General features: G+C 39.2%; 17 protein-coding genes. 8 read left to right on the forward strand and 9 right to left on the reverse strand.

From position 1 onward, the window contains the following. Positions 1-176: 176 nt before the first annotated feature. Positions 177-653 (reverse strand): GNAT family N-acetyltransferase, encoded by a 477-nt coding sequence (locus tag M1E93_RS10420; RefSeq protein WP_036940170.1) that lies wholly within the window; start codon positions 651-653, stop codon positions 177-179. Between the two features lie 392 nt (positions 654-1,045). Between M1E93_RS10420 and M1E93_RS10425 the strand changes: the two genes are divergently transcribed. Then, positions 1,046-2,791: an ABC-F family ATP-binding cassette domain-containing protein gene (locus M1E93_RS10425; RefSeq protein ID WP_104873471.1), complete on the forward strand. Its 1,746-nt coding sequence runs from the start codon at positions 1,046-1,048 to the stop codon at positions 2,789-2,791. Between the two features lie 217 nt (positions 2,792-3,008). Here the strand turns inward: M1E93_RS10425 and M1E93_RS10430 are convergent, their stop codons facing one another. The 5 genes from M1E93_RS10430 to M1E93_RS10450 all read right to left on the reverse strand — a co-directional run bounded on the left by M1E93_RS10430 (position 3,009) and on the right by M1E93_RS10450 (position 8,589). Continuing rightward, a complete protein-coding gene (locus M1E93_RS10430) occupies positions 3,009-3,218 on the reverse strand; it encodes a hypothetical protein (protein ID WP_004919597.1) in 210 nt (69 codons plus the stop codon). Continuing rightward, positions 3,211-3,762, reverse strand: coding sequence for a PadR family transcriptional regulator (locus M1E93_RS10435; protein WP_004919595.1), 552 nt, complete (start codon positions 3,760-3,762; stop codon positions 3,211-3,213). Before M1E93_RS10435 ends, M1E93_RS10430 begins: the two co-directional genes overlap by 8 nt. A gap of 242 nt (positions 3,763-4,004) precedes the next feature. Continuing rightward, positions 4,005-5,153, reverse strand: a complete 1,149-nt coding sequence (gene tyrP, locus M1E93_RS10440; protein ID WP_306463368.1) for a tyrosine transporter TyrP — start codon at positions 5,151-5,153, stop codon at positions 4,005-4,007. An 82-nt stretch (positions 5,154-5,235) separates the two neighbouring features. Then, complete coding sequence (locus tag M1E93_RS10445) at positions 5,236-7,176, reverse strand: pyridoxal phosphate-dependent decarboxylase family protein (protein WP_014658320.1); 1,941 nt, start codon at positions 7,174-7,176, stop codon at positions 5,236-5,238. Positions 7,177-7,578: 402 nt separating this feature from the next. Next, positions 7,579-8,589 (reverse strand): NAD(P)H-quinone oxidoreductase, encoded by a 1,011-nt coding sequence (locus M1E93_RS10450; RefSeq protein WP_104873469.1) that lies wholly within the window; start codon positions 8,587-8,589, stop codon positions 7,579-7,581. A gap of 346 nt (positions 8,590-8,935) precedes the next feature. Here M1E93_RS10450 and M1E93_RS10455 point away from each other — a divergent pair, with 346 nt between their 5' ends. Both M1E93_RS10455 and uspE read left to right on the forward strand, forming a co-directional pair. Beyond that, positions 8,936-9,694, forward strand: a complete 759-nt coding sequence (locus M1E93_RS10455; protein WP_004919586.1) for an FNR family transcription factor — start codon at positions 8,936-8,938, stop codon at positions 9,692-9,694. Positions 9,695-9,816: 122 nt separating this feature from the next. Further along, positions 9,817-10,761, forward strand: a complete 945-nt coding sequence (gene uspE, locus M1E93_RS10460; RefSeq protein ID WP_014658318.1) for a universal stress protein UspE — start codon at positions 9,817-9,819, stop codon at positions 10,759-10,761. A 571-nt stretch (positions 10,762-11,332) separates the two neighbouring features. Here uspE and pntB read toward each other — a convergent pair. Continuing rightward, a complete protein-coding gene (gene pntB / locus M1E93_RS10465) occupies positions 11,333-12,721 on the reverse strand; it encodes a Re/Si-specific NAD(P)(+) transhydrogenase subunit beta (RefSeq protein ID WP_014658317.1) in 1,389 nt (462 codons plus the stop codon). Between the two features lie 13 nt (positions 12,722-12,734). Next, entirely contained in the window at positions 12,735-14,267 is a 1,533-nt protein-coding gene (gene pntA, locus M1E93_RS10470) for a Re/Si-specific NAD(P)(+) transhydrogenase subunit alpha (RefSeq protein WP_004919579.1), read from the reverse strand. A 384-nt stretch (positions 14,268-14,651) separates the two neighbouring features. On the opposite strand from pntA, the gene ydgH reads away from it, so the two are divergent. From ydgH to M1E93_RS10495, 5 genes are all read left to right on the forward strand, one after another. Beyond that, positions 14,652-15,602 (forward strand): DUF1471 family protein YdgH, encoded by a 951-nt coding sequence (ydgH, locus tag M1E93_RS10475; RefSeq protein WP_004919577.1) that lies wholly within the window; start codon positions 14,652-14,654, stop codon positions 15,600-15,602. 277 nt (positions 15,603-15,879) lie between these two features. Beyond that, positions 15,880-17,268, forward strand: a complete 1,389-nt coding sequence (locus M1E93_RS10480) for an amino acid permease (RefSeq protein WP_088499315.1) — start codon at positions 15,880-15,882, stop codon at positions 17,266-17,268. A gap of 911 nt (positions 17,269-18,179) precedes the next feature. Beyond that, positions 18,180-18,707 (forward strand): fimbrial protein, encoded by a 528-nt coding sequence (locus M1E93_RS10485; RefSeq protein ID WP_004919568.1) that lies wholly within the window; start codon positions 18,180-18,182, stop codon positions 18,705-18,707. 44 nt (positions 18,708-18,751) lie between these two features. Next, the gene (locus M1E93_RS10490) at positions 18,752-19,429 is read left to right on the forward strand and encodes a fimbrial biogenesis chaperone (RefSeq protein WP_004919566.1); all 678 of its coding nucleotides are present in this window, start codon (positions 18,752-18,754) and stop codon (positions 19,427-19,429) included. Then, a complete protein-coding gene (locus tag M1E93_RS10495) occupies positions 19,410-20,708 on the forward strand; it encodes a fimbria/pilus outer membrane usher protein (protein WP_426206873.1) in 1,299 nt (432 codons plus the stop codon). The genes M1E93_RS10490 and M1E93_RS10495 overlap by 20 nt, the downstream gene beginning before the upstream one ends. Here M1E93_RS10495 and M1E93_RS10500 read toward each other — a convergent pair. After that, positions 20,705-21,652: an IS30 family transposase gene (locus tag M1E93_RS10500; RefSeq protein ID WP_140035165.1), complete on the reverse strand. Its 948-nt coding sequence runs from the start codon at positions 21,650-21,652 to the stop codon at positions 20,705-20,707. The genes M1E93_RS10495 and M1E93_RS10500 overlap by 4 nt on opposite strands. Positions 21,653-21,675: the final 23 nt, after the last annotated feature.

The raw sequence follows: 21,675 nt of genomic DNA on the forward strand, positions 1-21,675 counted from the left end.
TATTTTATCCCTTTTAACCTTAAGTAAAATAGCACATATATCACAAAATACCATATTCAAAAGTTAAAAAGAGTTTATTGGCACTTATTGCTTAAGATTTATTAAAAAACAAAAAAATAATGCTAACAAAAAAGTTTGTTAGCATTATTTTGTTATAAAATTAACTTATTAGGTATTTAACTTATAAATTCAGCAATTGTTTGTTCATCCATACGGTAACGAACCCATTCATCTTGGGGTTTAGCACCAATACTTTTATAAAAATCAATTGCAGGTTGATTCCAGTCTAAAACACTCCATTCCAAACGCTGGCATTTCCTTTCACTGGCAATCATTGCAATATGCTTTAATAATTTTTTACCCGCACCCGCTCCTCGATAATCAGGGGAAACATATAAATCTTCCAAGTAGATCCCATTATTACCTAACCAAGTCGAGTAACTAGAAAAAAAGACCGCATAACCAGCAGGTTTACCGTCCACATAGCAAATTAAAGCCTCTGTATTTGAATTTTCACCAAATAATGAGTTTTCTATATCGGTGACAGATGCTTTAACTTCATGACGTGCTTTTTCATATTCCGCTAATTCGATGATCATATCTAAAATCAAAGCGGCATCTTTAATTGTGGCTGGTTTTATTTCTACATTCATTTTGGCGTTTCCTATATGTTTACATCTTGATTTTACTCCAAAATTATTACTCACCACAGCCACTAGCAGTTTTATTCATGACACTTTTAATGCCATTAGAATCATTTATAACAATACCTAAACACAATACATCATTGCGATTGATAGAAAGTTGCTAGGTTTGTTATGATAGCGATATTGTTCAACACTAGAAAAAAGGAGGCTTATTATGATGTTGTGTGATCTTATTGACTATTCACACTTCTTTGGTAATCGCCAAAGCTCAGGCTTTCACAGTTATATACTGCGATAACCCTGCCTGAGCGAAGCTCCCAAAAGATACCTTCCTCAGCTTACTGGGTTGTCGTCCCGACTATACCCTGGCATTGTCATGCCTAAAAATTGAGTAAGCTATGAGCACTTTATTATCTGTAAAATCATTAAATTATGATACTTCTACAACCTCTTTATTGAGTGATATTACCTTCACGCTACAAAGTGGCGGTCGTATTGGTCTGATTGGACATAACGGAAGTGGCAAAAGTACATTATTGAAGCTTTTGACTGGTCAGTTATCACCTAACAGTGGCAGTATTACTTATGCAAATCAGTGTGTAACCGCTTATATTGAACAGCACCTACCCGAAGAGGTAGCGCATTTGAGTTTAATTGATGCAGTTATGCAGCAACTCCCTGCTCAAGAGCGTCTTTCTGAGCGTTGGCGAGCGGAAGTTTTACTGACTGATTTAGGGTTCACTGAGAAACAATGGGCACAAAAAGCCAATCAAATTAGTGGCGGGCAGCATACCCGATTACTTTTAGGTAGAGCATTAATTCAACAACCCGATCTGATGCTATTGGATGAGCCAAGTAACCATCTTGACCTTCCCACATTGATTTGGTTAGGTAACTTTTTGCAAAACTGGAAAGGCAGCTTCGTTTTAGTTTCTCACGATCAAAATCTGCTTGATAAAGTGACTAACTGCACATGGATATTGCGAGATAAAACGCTACATTTCTTCCGGCTCCCATGCTCATCTGCACGTCATGCACTGAGCCAAAAAGATGTCGCTGATGAAAAACGCCATCAAGCGGAGCAAAAGGAGATTGATCGCATTGCGGTAAGTGCCAAACGTTTAGCTATATGGGGTCAAGTTTATGATAACGAAGACCTTTCTCGTAAAGCAAAACAGATGGAAAAACATATCGATAGACTCAAGGAGGCGCAAACTGAGCTGACTGAAGGCTATCAATGGAAATTAGCGCTAAATGGCAAATCGATCCCCGCAGATAGAGTCCTTGAATTAGATCATGCCAACATTAAGACTCCCGATGAGAAATTGCTTTTCACAACAGGTTTTCATCAAGTCAAAAGTGGTGATCGTATTGCCATTATTGGTGCCAATGGCTGCGGTAAATCCACTTTATTACGTTTATTGTGGCAACGTTTTAAAGCAGATGAACGATACAGTGAGCAATTAAAGTTTCATCCATCGATTAATGCGGGTTATTACGACCAGCAACTTGAGCAACTCAATGATAATGACAGTTTATCTGATGCTTTACGGCCTTTTGCTAATTTAGTCGATGAACAACGCAAAATGGCATTGATTGGTGCAGGTTTTCCTTATACTCGCCACCAACAAAAAGTGGCAACACTCAGTGGCGGCGAACGAGCACGGTTGTTATTTATTGGCTTGAGCTTGGCGCAATATGAGCTAGTGATGCTAGATGAACCCACCAACCACCTTGATCTTGAAGGTAAAGAAGCACTGAGTGAGCAAATATCACAATTTGCAGGCGCTTTGCTGGTGGTTAGCCATGATAAATGGTTAATTGAAACGAGTTGCCAGCGTTTTTGGTATATCAATAATAATCGATTAGAGGAGTATCTTGACGTCGAGGAGGTTTACCAACAAATCGAGCAACAATCGCATATTCAAAATAACAGCGTAATTAACGAAAAAGTAGCTTCACCCCATATAGACGAAGCCGCTTCTCAATCGACTGTTTATGAAGATGAATTGTTGGAAAAGTTATTGTTACTTGAAGATAAATTACACGCAGATAGGCAACGTAAATTAGCTCATCAAAAACCACTGCTTCAACAACAGTGGATCGATGAAATAGAAAAAATACAGGCGCTACTCAACCTGTAATTAAATCAATCCCCTAATAGCCAAGGTTATTAGGGGATTACATGATAATTATGTAATCCATAAACAGCGTTTTACTATGACCGTTCATTAAGAACAGAAAAATGTTTTGGTAAAATAGGTCTATTTTTTATTTTCATGGCCTTTTTCCACTAAAATAGCGAATTAAAGTGCAAAAAGTTTTACCATGAATAATAAATCAGCAAAATAACCTATTTTATTATTTAGTACGCTGGCGTTTAGCTCGTTTAAAATAAGATGTCGGTACTTTTGGGCAAACAACCTCTTTAAATTTTTTATCTAATGCAGCCTCTGGTTTTACCTCGGCCGATTCCGTACTTTCGTTAGATGGTATATTAGGTGATGTCTTTACGTTATCTTTCATATATGAAGACTCTTTTGCCTGAATAATATCATTGGTTTTAGCCATGTTCGTGCCCTTCTACTGTCAATACCGAGTTGACTTGTTCAATACGTTCAACAGCACTGTTGATAATTTCAACAACTCGCATTGATTGTTCCTTAGTCAATTCCTGCAAAACAATGTTGTGTCGCAGCAATGATTTAAATCTATCAACAGCAAGCTCTATTTCTTTGGCAAATTGGTTGCCAGCCGTAAGCTCTTGTGCATAACTGAGTTTTAGCTGAACTTCCGCTAAAATATCAGCTTTCAATAATAGAAAACATTTTCCTTCAGGTGTCAGCGAATAACACTTACGCCCTTTTCCTTGTTCCTTATACGCGGTGATCAGCCCCAACTCTTCTAGTAATGTTAATGTTGGATAAATCACACCAGGGCTTGGGCAGTAAAAACCCGCCGTTTCCTGCCCTATCTTTTTTATCAATTCATAACCATAGTTTGACCCATCAGCCAAGAGATGCAGAATGTAGACACGCAACTGTTTTGGGTTAAACATACGGCTTAAGCTTTTACCATCACAAAGGCACGGTTCCGCTTGTTGTTCATTATTCATTAATACTCTCAGAACCCCTTTAGGTCTTAAAAACCGATATATCTAATATAATAGTGGATTTTTTGAAGATTACCAGTTTAGATATATCTGTTTTTTGCATAAAATGCTAATGATAATTATTCTTATTGAGGTACTAATAAAATGCCATCGATAAAAAAGCATTAGCAATGATCGACGTGAAATAAAAAAAGCCAATCCGTTGAGTCCGTGATTGGCTTTATTGATTTGAATGAAAAGGTCAATTACCCTACGTTTGGCAGTATTTTGAAGGCAATTGCCAATTGAACACCGATCACCACAATACCACACAAGAACACGATAAATAGTGCAGGTGTGCCACCGGTAACTTGATATTTACGCTTATTACACAATCTTGATTTAAATGCCATCGCGCTAGGTAACAATAGTGCAAGAATAGATAATGCAATCGCCGCAAAACCTAATGCCATGACAAATCCTTTCGGATAAAACAGCGCAAAGACTAATGGTGGCAAGAAAGTTAATAATCCTGTTTGCAGGCGGCCCTCCATATTATCTTGGCGCTTAAATAAATCCGCTAAGAAATCAAATAGCCCTAAAGCAACACCGAGAAACGAGGTGGCGAGCGCTAAACTCATAAACATCTGAGCAATAAACTGGGTTCTTTCCGACATCACAACATTGCGGATAGCATCCAGTAAGCCATTTAATCCTGAATTTTCTGCAAGAATGCCGACAAAGGTTGTAGGGTTAATGCTACCTAACGTAGCAATCTGCCATAAAATATAGGCAACTAATGGGATAGCACTACCGATAATAAATATTATCCGTAATTTTTTCACATCACCGCCCATATATTTCACAACACTTGGCACACTGCCATGGAAACCAAATGAGGTAAAAAACACAGGAATAGCCGAGAGGATCAAGACTTTCTCTGTTGGTGCAGACAATAAATTTTGCTGCTCAACATGTGGCATCATTAATACTAAGATAATGACTAGAAAAACAATTTTTGCTGCGAATAAAATACGGTTAATAAAATCAACGGATGATGTTCCAAAGCACACAACACCACCACCAATCACCGTAAAAATAACAATCCCCATCCAATCAGCCATCTCAATAGCAAAACTGCTTTTTAAGTTGGAGGTAATAATTTCCCCTGCACCACTAACATAAGCCGCCGTTAGTGCGTACATCAGGAACATCATACTAAAACCGGTAATAAATTTACCGCCTGAGCCTAAGTAGCGCTGAGCAACAGAGCCGATACCCGTTTCTGAGGACTCATGTTGATAGACTTCGACAAGTAATAATGCGGTGTAACACATCAATGCCCAAAGCACGAACAACATTGCTAAACTTATCGTGGAGCCATTACCTGCTGCCGCTATCGGCATTGCAAGCATACCAGCACCAATCGTAGTGCCAGCAACAATAAAAATACTGCCAAGTGTGCGATTTTTCATATTGAGATCCTAGCCAAGAAGTTTATAGCGTTATTTTTTGTTTTGAATGATTTAATTTATTTTCTTCATCTATAAGCTGTTGCAACTTGCCTTCAAAGATATTTTTCAACTCTTGCCAAAAATCGGTGAAATGCTGCTTATCCCGTAAGCAATGTGTCATGATCGCGGCTCTTAATACATATAATGACTGAGTCTTATCCCACTCTTGATCACTAAAGCCAGCCTCACGACAGAAATTTCGTGGATTATCACCGTACTCTTCCGAGGTTAAGGATGTTGAGGAAGTTAAAAAGTCATTCGTATAAGAGCGGCCTGCGGCATATGAGCACAACTCATAAAGGCGCTTATTCAGTTGATTCTGCTTTTCTAATGATTGATTACCGACTTCCTTAAACATGAAGTTGACCATGTGGAAATCAGGCGATGGCAGCGCAATAATTTCGAATTTTCTATCTTCGATTTCAAATGCCTCACAGGTATTGATACTTTCAATGATCCAATTCGCTGTGGTTATTCCTGCTGCTATCACTTTTCCGTAACCGAGAATATTTAGCGGAACTAACCGATGGGCCGCCCAGACCGCCGCCGCCGTGGCTCCAGCTTTTGACCCTTCCATGATTGAAGAGCCTAATAATACGTTTTGTTGCTTTTCTGCTTTACGCCCTTTTTCTGCAACTTCTTCAAACACATAAGCGGCATGATAAGAAATGAGATCAACAATACGTTTATCCTTCATGCAGATTGCTCCTGCCGCATAAGGAATAAAGCCCACTTTATGAGGATCAACCGTAATAGAGTCCGCTTCTTGTAATGCCTTGAAGCTTTGATAAACCTCTGGCTTTGGCCAAACAACATCGGAGGGGAAAATACCTTCCTGATGGTAACGTTTAATCAAAACATCATAATCAAGGAATTGATTATTCTCATCACGGAACATGGCACAGGCATAGCCTGCATAAGCGGCATCGATATGAATATAAAACGAGACACCAAAACGCGCTTCGCACTCTCTGCGCAATTCAATCAGTTTTGCGACATTATCAATCGCGCCCGTTTCCGTTGTTCCTACAACAGCTACTACGGCTAAAATAGGCTCACCTTGTTCAATCAATGAAAACACAATTTGTCTCATTTGCTCAGTATCAGTGCGATAACTGGCATCGACGGGGAGCTGTACGATATTTTGTTGTCCTAACCCCAAAATATCCATCGCTTTCATCCAAGAGTAATGTTTAGATTGCGGGACTAATAGCTTACCTAATTTCCCTTGTTCTACCCCTTCACCACGACAAGTCATTTCTCTGACTTCTTCAAATAATCCTTGTTTCTTTAAATCATCGATAAGATCTAAAACAGCAGAGGTCGGCATATTCAGCAACGCTTTCTCACTATCCTCTTTTAGTAATTGTCGAGCCTGAGGATGCTTAGCTATTGCCAAAGGTAACGTTTTAATATTTCGAGCAACCCACAACCCCTCATAATTAGCGACAGTGCCGCCTGAAGTAATATGCCCCCATGACTGATTAGTGTCATAACCAAACATTGCACACAGGTCTAACCCTGCTTCTAGCTCGAGTACTGTTGTGGTGGGGGAAGACTCTTGGGCACAGTTATTTGGGTTGTACATCATTGCCATAACGTACGCGAGATTCGATATCATTAAGGTATCCGCGTTCATGTGGCCCATATAACGAGGAGAAAACCATGGGATTGATGTTGTTTTTAACTTAGAAGAGAGTTGATTTAAAATACCTTCTGTTCGATATAAAGTATCCCTATATTCCGGTGCATAACGATCGACCGTTGTCACATATTCAGGGTCTTCTGGGTGGTAGCCTGAACGCCAATGCATATGTTCCGTTACCGCATATTCCATCATCTCTCTGAAAAATACTGCATTTTCAGATTTCGGTCCTAGAAATAAAGCATCTACATTCATTTTTGAGTTATTAAAATTTGTCATTATCACTACACCTTTAAATCATGCCCATGCTTTTAATGGCATATTTGATTTAAGTAACTACTATCATTGGAAAGTGATATAACGGATGCATATCTTTAAAAGACAACAATATATTAATGATCTTGTTATCTTTATTATCTTTGGGTTATTTATTGATAGGCAAGCCGTTAATGTGCCAACTTAGCTATAGGTATAATCCATAATTGTTAAAATATTAATAAACTCGTATTTATTTCAATCGGATTTGTGCGCAGGAACAAAATTTCGAAAATTAGTCTGCTGTAAAGAGATATTTACGCTAAAACCACTTGAAAATGTAAACCATTTGTTATAAATGAGCAAGCCAATGGGTCATGAAAAAATTAAATCTTCATGACTCAATAAATCTCAATAGGAAAATAATTATTTGTTAATTAACACTATTTTTCCGTAAAGATCGCCAGATTCCATATGGCGATGAGCATCAGCCACTTGGTCTAACGGATAGGTTTTGTTAATAAAAGGTTTTAATTCACCTTTTTGCAACATCCCCCAAACGTGCTGCTTTAACTCTGCGGCGATGCTGGATTTTTCGGCAACGGTACGTGAACGCATGGTTGACCCTGTGTGAATCAAACGTTTAATCATTAAAGGCATTAAATTGAGGCTCTTAGGGTTACCTTTCATCATTCCTATTTGAATGATCCGCCCGAATTTTGCAGCGACTTGATAATTTTTATCCACATAATCACCACCAACAATATCAACAACCATATCAACCCCTTGAGAACGCGTGTAATAAAGAGTGTGTTGAACAAAATCATCGTTTCGGTAATTAATTATACAGTCCGCCCCTAATGATTTTGCGACTTCTACCTTTTCTGCTGAGCCGACTGTTGTGATCACCGTGGCACCAAATGCTTTTGCTAACATGATAGCAACGGATCCAATACCGGATGTTCCACCATGAATGAGCACTGTTTCACCCTTTTTCAATTTACCAATCTGAAAAACATTCGCCCAAACAGTAAAAAAGTTTTCAGGTATAGCCGCTCCCTCAACAAATGATAAGTGACCTAATGGTAATGCAATATCTTGATGTACCAGACAATATTCGGCGTAACCACCTCCAGCAACTAACGCACAAATATTATCTCCAATCTGCCATTGTTGAACATCGTCTGCTTTTGCAACAATGGTTCCTGCGACTTCAAGCCCTAAAATAGGTGAGGCATCTGGAGGTGGCGGATAAGCCCCCATACGTTGAAGAACATCAGGGCGATTAACACCAGCAGCCTCAACTTTAACCAATAAATAACCCTCTGATAGTACGGGCAATGGTTGTTCAATTATTTGCAGTTTTTCTGCTCCACCGTGCTCCGCGATATTTATTACTTTCATCGTATTGGGAATATTTAATGGATTATTTACCATTTGATGCTCCTCTGAAGTTTTCATTTTTAAGTCGAATATTGCATTATTGTTTAAATATTATAACTAATGTTAATTTTTAAATTTATCAAAATATATCTTTTAAATAGATATTTAATAGATAACCCCTTTTATCTATTAAAGAATTTTTTACTTAACTTAATGGTTATTTAAGTTAAATAAGGAATATCATGATGTTATAATGAACTATGTAATTTGATTAACTACTTTGTTTTTATACGCTTTTCTATTTGAGATACTTCTGTTTTATATTTCTACTTATCAGTTGCATTATCTTATGTTAAAATTGACTCATATCAATAATTTTAACTTGTATTGAGCATTTAATATGATCCCAGAAAAAAGAGTTGTTCGTCGCATCCAGTCTGGTGGTTGTGCTATTCATTGTCAGGACTGCAGTATTAGCCAACTGTGCATTCCCTTCACACTGAATGAACATGAACTGGATCAACTTGATAATATCATTGAACGTAAAAAACCGATTCAAAAGGGTCAGGCGCTGTTTAAAGCCGGCGATGAATTACGTTCTTTGTATGCCATTCGCTCAGGAACAATCAAAAGTTACACCATCACTGAAGAAGGTGACGAGCAAATTACAGGCTTCCATCTTGCTGGTGACCTGGTTGGTTTTGATGCAATTATACATACACAGCACCCAAGTTTTGCACAAGCTCTTGAAACATCAATGGTTTGTGAAATCCCATTCGAAACTCTCGATGATTTGTCAGGTAAGATGCCTAATCTACGCCAACAAATCATGCGTTTGATGAGCGGCGAAATAAAAGGCGATCAAGAAATGATCCTTTTATTGTCTAAGAAAAATGCGGAAGAACGTTTAGCTGCATTTATTCTTAACCTGTCTCATCGCTTTGCAGAGCGCGGCTTCTCTCCAAGAGAATTCCGCTTAACGATGACTCGTGGTGATATTGGTAACTATTTAGGCCTTACCGTTGAAACGATTAGTCGACTTTTAGGACGTTTCCAAAAAAGCGGCATGTTAAGTGTTAAAGGCAAATATATCACTATTGAAGATATGGAAAAACTGACTGATATTGCAGGTAAAGTCTCCACTGTCTCTTGTTCATAATTCTCGGTGGGTCACTATTTTGTGACCCATCATTATTATTTTTCATCAAATCTTGCCTATTTTTCCTCAATACCTTAGTTTATCTTTAGTAGGGAATGTCCAGCCGTTATGAGGATTTTAATATGGCAAACTATAGAAATCTCCTAGTTGCAATTGACCCAAATCAGGATGATCAACCAGCATTACGACGTGCTGTCTACATAGTGCAACGTAATGGTGGACGGATTAAAGCATTCTTACCTATCTATGATCTCTCTTATGATATGACCACGTTGCTATCACCTGAAGAGCGTGATGCAATGCGTAAGGGTGTCATTAATCAAAAGGCTGCTTGGATTAAACAACAAGCGCATTTCTATCTGGAAGCAGGTATTGAGATAGAAATTAAAGTGATTTGGCATAATAAACCTTACGAAGCCATCATTCAGGAAGTGATTAGTGGTGAACACGACCTGCTTCTGAAAATGGCTCATCAAACAGATAACTTTGAGTCGATTATTTTTACGCCGCTGGACTGGCACCTTTTAAGAAAATGCCCTTCTCCTGTATGGATGGTTAAAGATAAAGTCTGGCCAGATCATGGTTCGGTTGTTGTGGCCGTCAATTTATCAAATGAAGAATCCTATCATGATGACCTCAATATTAAGTTGGTTGAGAAAACGAAGGATTTAGCAACACGTATTGTGAAAGATCAGGAAATTCATTTGGTCAGCGCATACCCTATTGCGCCAATGAATATTGCAATAGAACTACCTGATTTCGACCCAAGCCTTTATAACAATGCACTACGTGGGCAACATCTCATTGCCATGAAGGAATTACGCCAGAAATTTTCGATTGATGAAAAATACACTCACGTCCGTGAAGGGTTACCTGAGAAAATCATCCCTGAAATCTGTGAGGAGTTACATGCCGGCGTCGTTGTCCTAGGTATATTAGGCAGAACTGGGATTTCCGCAGCTTTTCTTGGGAATACAGCAGAACATGTTATCGACAAATTGAAATGTGACCTATTAGCGATTAAGCCTGATGGTTTCGTTTGCCCAATCACAGTTGATGATGATTAATTTTATCGCTCAACCTTAAGTAGATTTATTTTAAAGTGGCAAAAGCGCTGTAGGTAACTCAGCGCTTTTGCGATAAATGAATACACATTCAGTGCTTCAATGCGCAAAAATTAGTATCCCCACTATTTTTGCCAGCAGTATTACTCATAAAATTTGTATATTGGGTAATATAAAAACTATCTAATTGAAAATATCTCTAATTTACCTTCAGCAGAGATATTAACGGCTCCCCCCTCGTCGACTCACTGTAATACGTTATTTAATTCCCAATGCTAACCCATTATCAATGTCCAATCCTGAAACAAATCCATTGGTAATCGTGAGGAAGCCTTATTTACACAGTTGAGAGCCATAATATTGGCCTCCTCGTTATGATTAAAGTGAATAAAATAGCATCATGTGGACGATAAAATGACGGCTATTTTCTATTCTCCGGTTTTAAAATTAAAATGAAACTAATGCACAACATAATGAGATAGACTGAATTTTTAATAAGATAGTTTCTTATACAACCCATTTTTACCCATAAAAAAGCCCTGTAGTTGCCTACAGAGCTTTTGAGGTTAGTATATTAAAGTGCTTTTAAAATCGCATCAACGCTGGCTTTTGCATCACCAAATAACATCTGCGTGTTTTCTTTGAAAAACAATGGATTTTGTACACCTGCATAGCCGGTATTCATTGAACGCTTAAATACAATCACATTGTTTGCTTTCCAAACCTCCAACACTGGCATGCCGGCAATTGGACTATTTGGATCCTCTTGTGCCGCAGGGTTAACAGTATCGTTCGCACCAATAACCAATACTGTATCGGTATCAGAGAAATCATCATTAATTTCATCCATTTCCAGTACTATGTCATAAGGTACTTTTGCTTCAGCTAATAAGACGTTCATGTGCCCAGGTAAGCGCCCTGCTACAGGGTGGATACCGAAACGCACATTGATGCCTCTCTCACGCAACTTAGCCGTAATATCGTGAACAGGATATTGTGCTTGAGCAACCGCCAATCCATAACCTGGAGTAATAATGACAGAGGTTGAATTTTTCAATAATTCTGCCACTTCTTCCGCCGTTGTTTCACGGTATTCGCCCATCTCCTCTTCATTACCCGTTGAGGAGCCATCTGTACCAAAGCCTCCAGCAATAACACTGATAAAGGAGCGGTTCATAGCTTTACACATAATATAAGAGAGGATAGCACCCGACGAACCGACCAGTGCTCCTGTCACGATGAGCAAGTCATTACTCAACATAAAACCTGCCGCAGCGGCTGCCCAACCTGAATATGAGTTCAGCATTGACACAACAACTGGCATATCTGCACCACCAATCGAAGCAACTAAGTGCCAGCCAAATGCCAAAGCAATAACCGTCATGATCAGCATGGCAAAGACTTGTAAACCAACACTATTTGTTTTAACAAAGATCAGCAATAACACAAATGAGACAACAAGCGCCGCTAAGTTTAGTTTGTGGCGATTAGGTAGCATCATCGGTTTCGATGAGATCTTACCGGACAATTTCCCATAAGCCACCACAGATCCTGTGAAGGTGACCGCACCAATAAATATGCCTAAGAACACTTCCGTCAGATGGATATTTTCCATCACCGCGTCTGCATGACCTTCACTGGCAATAAAACTATTAAAACCAACCAAAACAGCCGCTAGACCAACAAAGCTATGTAAAATAGCGACCAATTCTGGCATTTCGGTCATTTCAACTTTTTTGGCCAGACGAATACCAATCACTGCACCAATGACCATCGCAACAATCATCCAGCCAATATTGGCACTATCTGGGCCAAAGATGGTAGCCAGTAAAGCAATCGCCATACCTGCAATACCATAAGTATTACCACGCTGAGAGCTTTCATGGCGTGATAACCCTGCTAGGCTGAATATAAATAGGATAGCAGCAACAATATAAGCTGCCGTTACAATTCCACTCGACAACATACGTTACCCCTTATCCTTTACGAAACATTTTTAACATACGCTGGGTAACAGTAAACCCACCGAATATATTGATACTTGCAATCAATATGGCAATGAAAGATAAGAAACTAACCCATCCTCCCGAGCCTATTTGCAATACTGCACCGACAACAATAATGCCTGAAATTGCATTGGTGACAGACATCAATGGTGTATGCAACGCATGTGTTACGTTCCACACAACGTAATAACCGACAACGCAAGCGAGAGCAAATACCGTAAAGTGTGATAAGAACTCTTTTGGCGCTGAGTTTGCAAACCAACCGAATAGAATGATCGCTAATGCCATTAAGCCATACTTAACTACAGGCGACATTTTCTTCTTCTCAGGCGCTTTTTCTTTTTCCGCCACTTGAGGCTTCGCCTGCGGCTGAGCAGATACTTGAATGGGGGGAGCAGGCCACGTGATTTCACCTTGTTTAATAACGGTAACACCGCGGATCACAACGTCATCAAAATCAATATTGATTTCGCCATTCTTCTCTTTGCACAGTAACTTCATCAAGTTAACAAGGTTTGTGCCATACAATTGCGATGATTGAGTCGGTAGACGGCTTGGTAAATCGGTATAACCAATAATTTTGACACCATTATCAGTCACAACCAATTTATCCGCTTGGGTTAACTCACAGTTCCCCCCTGTTTGCGCCGCTAAGTCAACAATCACACTACCGGGTTTCATTGACTCAACCATCTCTTTGGTAATTAATTTAGGTGCTGGACGCCCAGGAATAAGTGCGGTAGTGACGATAATGTCGACTTCTTTAGCTTGTGCAGCAAATAAAGCCATTTCCGCCTTAATAAACGCTTCGGACATGACTTTCGCATAGCCATCGCCGCTGCCTGCTTCCTCTTTGAAATCTAACTCAAGGAATTCGGCCCCCATACTTTGCACTTGCTCTTTAACTTCTGGACGCGTATCAAATGCACGTACAACCGCTCCCAAGCTACCAGCAGCACCGATTGCCGCCAGCCCAGCAACCCCAGCACCAATGACCATCACTTTCGCTGGCGGTACCTTACCGGCTGCTGTAATTTGACCAGTAAAAAAACGACCAAATTCATGAGCAGCTTCGACAATTGCACGATAACCTGCGATATTTGCCATTGAACTTAAGGCATCTAATGATTGCGCACGGGAAATCCGCGGCACTGCATCCATAGCGAATACATTGATGTTTCTTGCTTTTAAGGCATCCATCAATTCAGCATTTTGCGCTGGCCAGATAAAACTCACCAGCGTTGCACCTTCTTTCAGTAATCCAATTTCATCGTCTAGTGGTGCATTGACTTTAAAAACAATATCGGCTGAATAAGCGGTGTCACGATCAACAATCTCAGCCCCCGACTGCTCATAAGCCGCATCCTCAAAACTCGCTAAATGTCCTGCTTCACTTTCGATACAGACACTGAAACCTAACTTAATCAGTTGAGTCACCGTCGAGGGTGTAGCAGCAACACGAGCTTCATTGGCAAGTCGTTCTCTAGGTATACCAATACGCATAATGTTCCCTTTTCAAAGCCAAAGTAATTTTGTATTTGTTAAATTTGCTAAAAATTAACCATCTTAGATAGAAAAGTCCTATTTTTAGCCGAAAACAGTTCTATGGAGTTCTAATAACCTACTGAAAATAACCTTCTTGATCCATAATTGATCTCGATTCTTAAACAGTAAATGGAATTCGCAGTGAAAATCTTAGTTTTAGGTCAATAAAATACTGGATAGCTAAAAAAATCTGGTAATTATGACTAGTCAATGAATATTTATTTCTTATAAAAAATAAAATTATGAGACAACTTGATTGGTTACGTGTAATAATCATAGCCATGTGATACAACTAAAGTTCAGCACTTTTAAAATAAATTGCGCAAGTCGGAAGGATTTTGTATGAAGCTGAAAACTACGGCCATCGCAGCCGCGGTGTTATCATTAACCAGTATTACTGCTGTACAGGCAGCTGTTGAACTGACGCCCAAACAGGCTGAAGAGTTAAAACCTTATGAGCGCATAACAGTGACTGGGCGCTTTAATGCTATTTATGAAGCATCCGATGCCGTCTCACGCCGGGCTGATAAATTAGGCGCTTACGCTTTCTATATCCAGAGCCTTGATGATGTGGGTGATAGCGGTAACATGCGCGTTGTTGCAGATCTTTACCAAAAAGATGCAAAATCTGTGGAAGAAAGCAAACGTCGCGTATTTGGTGGCGTTGAAGAGATGTCAAAAGCAGACGCAACACAGTATGAACCATTTGATGCTGTTACCGTCAGTGGTTTCTACCCTTCTCAGCCTGATCTTTATGAAGCTATTGCGAAGAAAGCAAAAGAAAAAGGCGCAGCATCATTCTATGTTGTTCGTAACATCGCTGTAAATGATGGTGGAAATACCCTAGCTACCGCTTATGTCTATAAAAAAGATGCGCCTAAGCGCCAAGTTCAGCTAGAGGAAGCTGTCGTACCAGCAGATTCAGAAGCGGGTCAAGCATTATTAGCGGAAGGTGGTGAAGCCGCCAAAAAAGTACGTATTCCTGGCGTTGCTTCATCTGAAGAACCAACTACTGCCGTTGGTCGTTTCTTTGAAACATCAAGCAGTGCACCAGGCAAAACCAGCGTAACATTGCCAAGTGGCTATGTTATCGAAGAAGTTAATAAAACCGCTGCTGCACAAATGGTTCCATTTGATTCGATCACTTTCTCGGGTTATTACACCAATACACCAGAAGTGCGTTATCAAATTGCCAAACGTGCTGAAGCTAAAGGTGCCAAATACTTCCATATCACACGTGAGTGGCAGTCAAATGGCGGTAGCGTAACCATCAGCGCTGACCTCTTTAAGTAATAAGTATACTAACTAACCAAGCCAGCTCCATTTTCGAGCTGGCTTTTTTATTTCTGAAAAAAACGTTTGACTGCTGATTTTCCCACTGAATAAAAATCTTATCAAACTGAATAGTTTTCCATTGCATAACCGTCGTTTCATTCGTAGAATCCCCCTCACTTTATCAGTACGACAGATAAACAATCTATAATTTAAAATTGTTCCAGCTTAAATACATTATAAAATTGTAGATTTAACGTTATTTTAACTTTTGATTGTAGAATAACCAGGACATACATTGAAACATACACTCAGTCTTACAGCACTCACCGCATTAGTTCTCAGCTCAATGGTGGGTGCAGGTGTCTTTAGCCTTCCACAAAATATGGCTGAAGTTGCCAGCCCTTTGGCACTTATCATTGGCTGGTCAATTACAGGCATTGGCATTTTATTTTTAGCTTTCTCTCTACTGCTACTTTCTCGTATACGCCCAGATCTTGATGGGGGCATTTTTACTTATGCAAAAGAAGGTTTCGGTGAACTGATTGGTTTTTGTTCCGCATGGGGTTATTGGCTATGTGCGGTTATCGCTAATGTCTCTTACTTAGTTATCGTTTTTGCGGCCATCAGCTTTTTTACTGATACACCCGATAGGATTATTTTTGGCGATGGTAACACTTGGCAAGCCTTAGTTGGTGAATCCATCTTATTATGGATTGTGCACTATTTAGTGTTGCGTGGTGTTCAAACGGCGGCGGGAATTAATAAGCTAGCCACTATGGCAAAATTAATCCCATTAGGGCTATTTATTATCCTAGCATTTGTCGCTTTCAAACTTGGTGTGTTCGATGCAGATTTTAGTGGGATTTCCCTCGGAGTGCCTGTTTGGCAGCAAGTTAAAGACACTATGTTGATCACGTTGTGGGTGTTTATTGGTATCGAAGGAGCTGTCGTTGTCTCTGCTCGCGCCAAAAACCGCCGTGATGTTGGCTTAGCCACTGTTTTCGCCGTTAGTTCTGCATTAATCATCTATATCCTAGTGACACTTCTCTCGTTAGGCCTTATGCCAAGGGCTGAGCTTGCTGAAATAAAAAATCCATCAATGGCCAATTTAATGGTAGGTTTAATTGGTTCAAGTGGTGAGATCATTATCGCAGCGGGGCTTATTATCTCTGTGTGTGGAGCATACCTGAGTTGGACAATTATGGCTGCCGAAGTGCCTTATATCGCAGCGCAATATCAATCATTCCCTAAAATATTCAATAAACTGAATAAGAATGATGCTCCATCCTCCTCCCTGTGGTTAACAAATGGTGCCGTACAGCTTTCTCTAGTCTTAATTTGGCTAAGTGGGAGTAATTACAATACGCTCCTAACAATCGCTTCTGAGATGATTTTGGTTCCTTACTTTTTAGTGGGTGCTTTTCTCATAAAAGTCGCTTTTGAACGCCATAATAAGCTGCTACTGATGGTTGGAATGGTGGCCAGCCTCTATGGTCTTTGGCTGCTTTATGCTTCTGGACTGATCAACCTTATGCTGTCTGTCGTTTTATATGCGCCTGGTATACTTGTTTTTTGGTATGCGCGAACTCAGCAATCCCAACAAGCTCCACTTAATATGGCTGAAAAGATTATCGCTCTGGCTATTATCGCGGGGGCAGTGCCCGCAACCTACTATCTATTCTAGCTTCAACTACAATCACTACACTGAAAAGGCTCTAGTATTCAGTGTAGTGATCTCATCGATACTTCTTCCTTCATTAGTTCTAGCAGCGCTTTTTTAAATCATTTGTAAGTGAATCATATATTATCTAATGATTGCATTCAGGAGGTAACATGCACTTAATATTACGTAATGAACATTCATATACCATAACCAAAAATGAGAGAATTCAATCATCACAAGACATTGGTTTTAGCGCTAAAGTTAAAAAAATCAATAAGCTTCATTTTTCGAATAGTGCCTGTGCCAGAAAAATTAGATGTCGCCAGAAGTTAAATGAGAAAGGCTCAAAGGAGTTACACCCATTCTCTTTAAACGCCGTAAAAACCAATGGCTCGCCCTATTTGCATAGCGTAACAAGTAAAACACTGTAGTGTTTTGCTCATTTCCCATACAGACAGTTTGTGTTTTTACTCTCTCTGCTAAAACTAGCAAAGGGAGTAAATAGAGACTCTGATTTACCATTTCCCCCCTATTCACCCTACCTTGGATTGATTTCCCATTTAATTCTTAGTTAGCCTAGTCACGTTATTTTTTGTATTGGCACTGTTGTTTCATTAGGTACTCTTCAAACAACTAGCATGTTGTAACTAAAGTAGTATGTTTTGATGCTATAATCGTTAAAAATTTAACGGTTATACCCTACTCTTAATTTTTAAGAACAATAAACGGAGTATCATGCTGAAAATCATTTTCATAATGCAAATGTTAAAAACAAAATTTTAGGATGAAAAAGAAAGTCGATATCAAATCATTTGGTTTTGTGCACGCCAATTTACCCCTTTTTAACATAAAAAATAGACTTATTATATTGCGCTCAATCAGCAACATATACTGATAGAAATCACACAGCAAATAATTTACAAGGTCATACAATGAACAGTTTATTAAAATATATATTACTTATTTTATTTTTTAATCATTCTATTTCTTTTTCAGCAGATGGTGAAATAAAGTTCGTTGGCAGTATAATTCCAACGGCGTGCTCTGTTGATACTAATTCTGTACATAAAGTGGTAAATATGGGGAAGGTTTCTGTAGCCGCTTTTACTAATAAAAATAGTGCTGCCGCAGCAACACCATTTAGAATAACATTATCTAATTGCCCTACCGATTATAAGAAAATTCAATTTAAGTTTGATGGTAAAAGTGATAGTGCTAACCCTTCTTTATTAGGATTATCACCAAATGCAACCTCACCTGCTGCAACAGGTATTGCAATAGGCCTTTATGAAGAAAATAGTGTTCGCCGTATACCACTAAATGGGGGAAGCCAGTTTAAAGAAATAACCCCAAGTAAAACGGTAGAAATGAATTTTGTGGCTAAATATATTGCAACCAGTGATCAAATCATTCCCGGCTCAGCAGATGCATTAGCGCATTTCAGCATTATTTATCAATAAAAGAGGAGATGAGAGAGAGGTTTTCTTCTCTCTCATTAATTATCATGAAAATAACAGTCACCTTTTTATTATTGCTTCCTTTTCTCTCTTATGCCGGAATTATTATTAATGGCACACGGTTTGTTTATCCTGAAAACGATAGGGAAATATCATTATCTATTGAGAACCCTGAGGAGCAAACGACTTACCTTATTCAATCATGGGTTGAAAAAGATAATCAACGGTCTAATGATTTTATTATTACACCACCACTATTTAAGCTAAAACCTGCCTCATTAAATAAATTAAGAGTGATAAAAGTGGCGCCATTAAACCAAACTGATCAAGAAACTCTCTACTGGTTACATATCAAGTCTCTTCCTGCCATTCATGAAAATACAGAAAATAATTTACATATTGTTGTGAAATCCAGTTTCAAGCTATTTTATCGGCCTGAATCTTTAAATAGCAGTGCCGAATCTGCATTTAAAGAGGTCACATTTAGCTATAATAACCAAAAAGTAACGGCAACAAATCCTACTGGGCACTATATTACGCTGCGAGAACTATACCTTAATGGTAAAGAGATTGCAGAGCCTGGCATGATAGCCCCCTTTGGGCAATTATCTTGGAAAATAGTATTGCCTCAATTGAATTCTGTTTCTTGGAGCGCATTAAATGATTATGGCGGTAAAACACAATTAATTTCTCAACAACTCTTTAATGATGATGAAAAAAAATAATATCACTTTATTAATGCTGTTTTTAATCACGACTCCACTTTTGGCATATGCTGAATATTTTAATCTTGAGGCACTTGATAACATTGAAAATATTAATGACATTGAAAATATTATATTAAATCTAGATAATCAACCCGAAGGGATTTATGCCGTTGATGTTATTGTCAACAATGTTAGACTATTTACTGAAAATGTAAGTTTTCAATATATAGATCAACAGTTAGTACCAATATTCAGTCGAAATCAATTATTAAAAATTGGCCTGCATGAAAAAACATTAAATACAATGGCGTTTGATAAAAATGACAACCTAGCTAGCCACCTTTCAACAATTATCGAGGGTTATTCTCATCATTTTGACTTTAATCACTTAACGTTGGATATCAATATCCCTCATCATTACTTAAATAGTGACACTAATGAGAATAACCTTCAATCACAATGGGATGATGGCGTAACGTCAGCTTATATTGATTATAACCTATCCGGAAGTTATAACTCGAATAAGTACATTAATGACAATAATAGCTTTAACCTGGCATTGCAAAATGGTATTAACTATCTAGGATGGCGCCTAAGAAATAATTTAGTCTATTCAAACTCACACCAACAATGGGAGAGTTATAATACAACTTTATCCTACCCGATTAGGTCCTTAAAAAGTCAATTTATCTTAGGCGAGTATTACCTTGCCTCCTCATTTTTTATACCATACTCTTTTAAAGGGATCTCACTCTCTAATGATGAATTAATGTTTCCGGATTATGATGCATATTATTCCCCCATATTACAAGGCATTAATCATAGTCCGGCTCAGGTGACTGTAAGGCAAAATAATATTATCATTTATAATGATTATTTACCTGCAGGGCCATTTACACTAAATCAATTAAAACCATTAGCCCATAAAGGCGTCTTAGAAATGACGATCACTGAGTCTAGTGGTCGAGTTCGTCAATACCAATACCCTTTTTCTTCTTCGCCACTGATGATCAAAAAAGGCCAATTTCGCTATGCCTTAAACAGTGGAATGGTCTCTAACCGCTCACGCTCTGCACCACCTTATTTTTTTCATAGCGAAATAAAATATGGTATTAACAATAATATCACTGCGTATACTGGTTCTATTTTCTCATCACCTTTTAAATCACTGATATTAGGCAGTTCATTTTCAGCCAATGAAATTGGCGATTTGACTATTGATTGGACACAATCCTACAGTCAGAAAAATAAATCAAATAGTTATCAGGGCGGATTCAAGTCCGAAGTGCAACGCTAAGCCGCCTTTCTTAGCTCCGCAAACACCACCGAAGGTTGTCTGAACCCCAGACACTTGCGTGGCCTGCTGTTCAACGCTCCCTGATAGCGTTGTAAGTCTTCTTCTGTCACTGTCCGCAGGTCTGTTCCTTTCGGGATAAACTGTCTTAACAACCCATTCGTATTCTCGTTCAGCCCACGCTCATGCGAGGCATACGGATGGGCAAAGTACGTATCTGCGTTCAGTGCTTCTGCTATCGCCTTGTGCTCACTAAACTCTAGACCGTTATCGAACGTTATTGTGTGACATACATCCTGATACTCACTCAGCAGTGAGATAATGGCCTTACTGACTTCCACCGCATCCTTTGAAAACACCTTTTTTGTCAGGTAAATACGGCTTTTGCGTTCTGCCAGTGTCACGATAGCACCAGTGCCCTGTTTACCCTGCACCAAATCGGCCTCCCAGTCCCCCAGACGGCTACGGTCATCGACGACTGACGGCCGTAGCTCAATGGATACCGCATCAGGGATGCGCCCTCGTTTCTGCCCGTAGCCCTTACGATATCGCCGTTTGCCCTGCCTAAGATGCCTGTACAACTCGCCACCGCTACGCTTATCCGCATAGATATACTGGTAAATCCATTCATGGCTGACGCTAAGACCAATAATGCTGCCAATTGCACTTATTTGCTCAGGACTCCACTTCCACTCCAGAGCAAATATCACGAAATCTATGGTCTGCTGAGGAATTGTCCTTTTGGCAGATGACAGCCGCCTATCACAGCACTTCTGGTGTGCCTGTTGTGGGTTATAACCAGTATCTGAAGTGTTACGCCTCAGTTCACGGGAGACCGTGGACTTGCTTACACCGATACGGATACCTATCTCATGGCAGGATAAATTATCCTCACGCAGTATCGATATCTGGTATCGTTGTCCTTCGGTTAGTTGCTGATACTTCATACTTACTCGCTCATCTTTGGTCG

It is taken from the genome of Providencia sp. PROV272 (assembly GCF_049901975.1).
GTDB classification, from domain to species: domain Bacteria; phylum Pseudomonadota; class Gammaproteobacteria; order Enterobacterales; family Enterobacteriaceae; genus Providencia; species Providencia stuartii.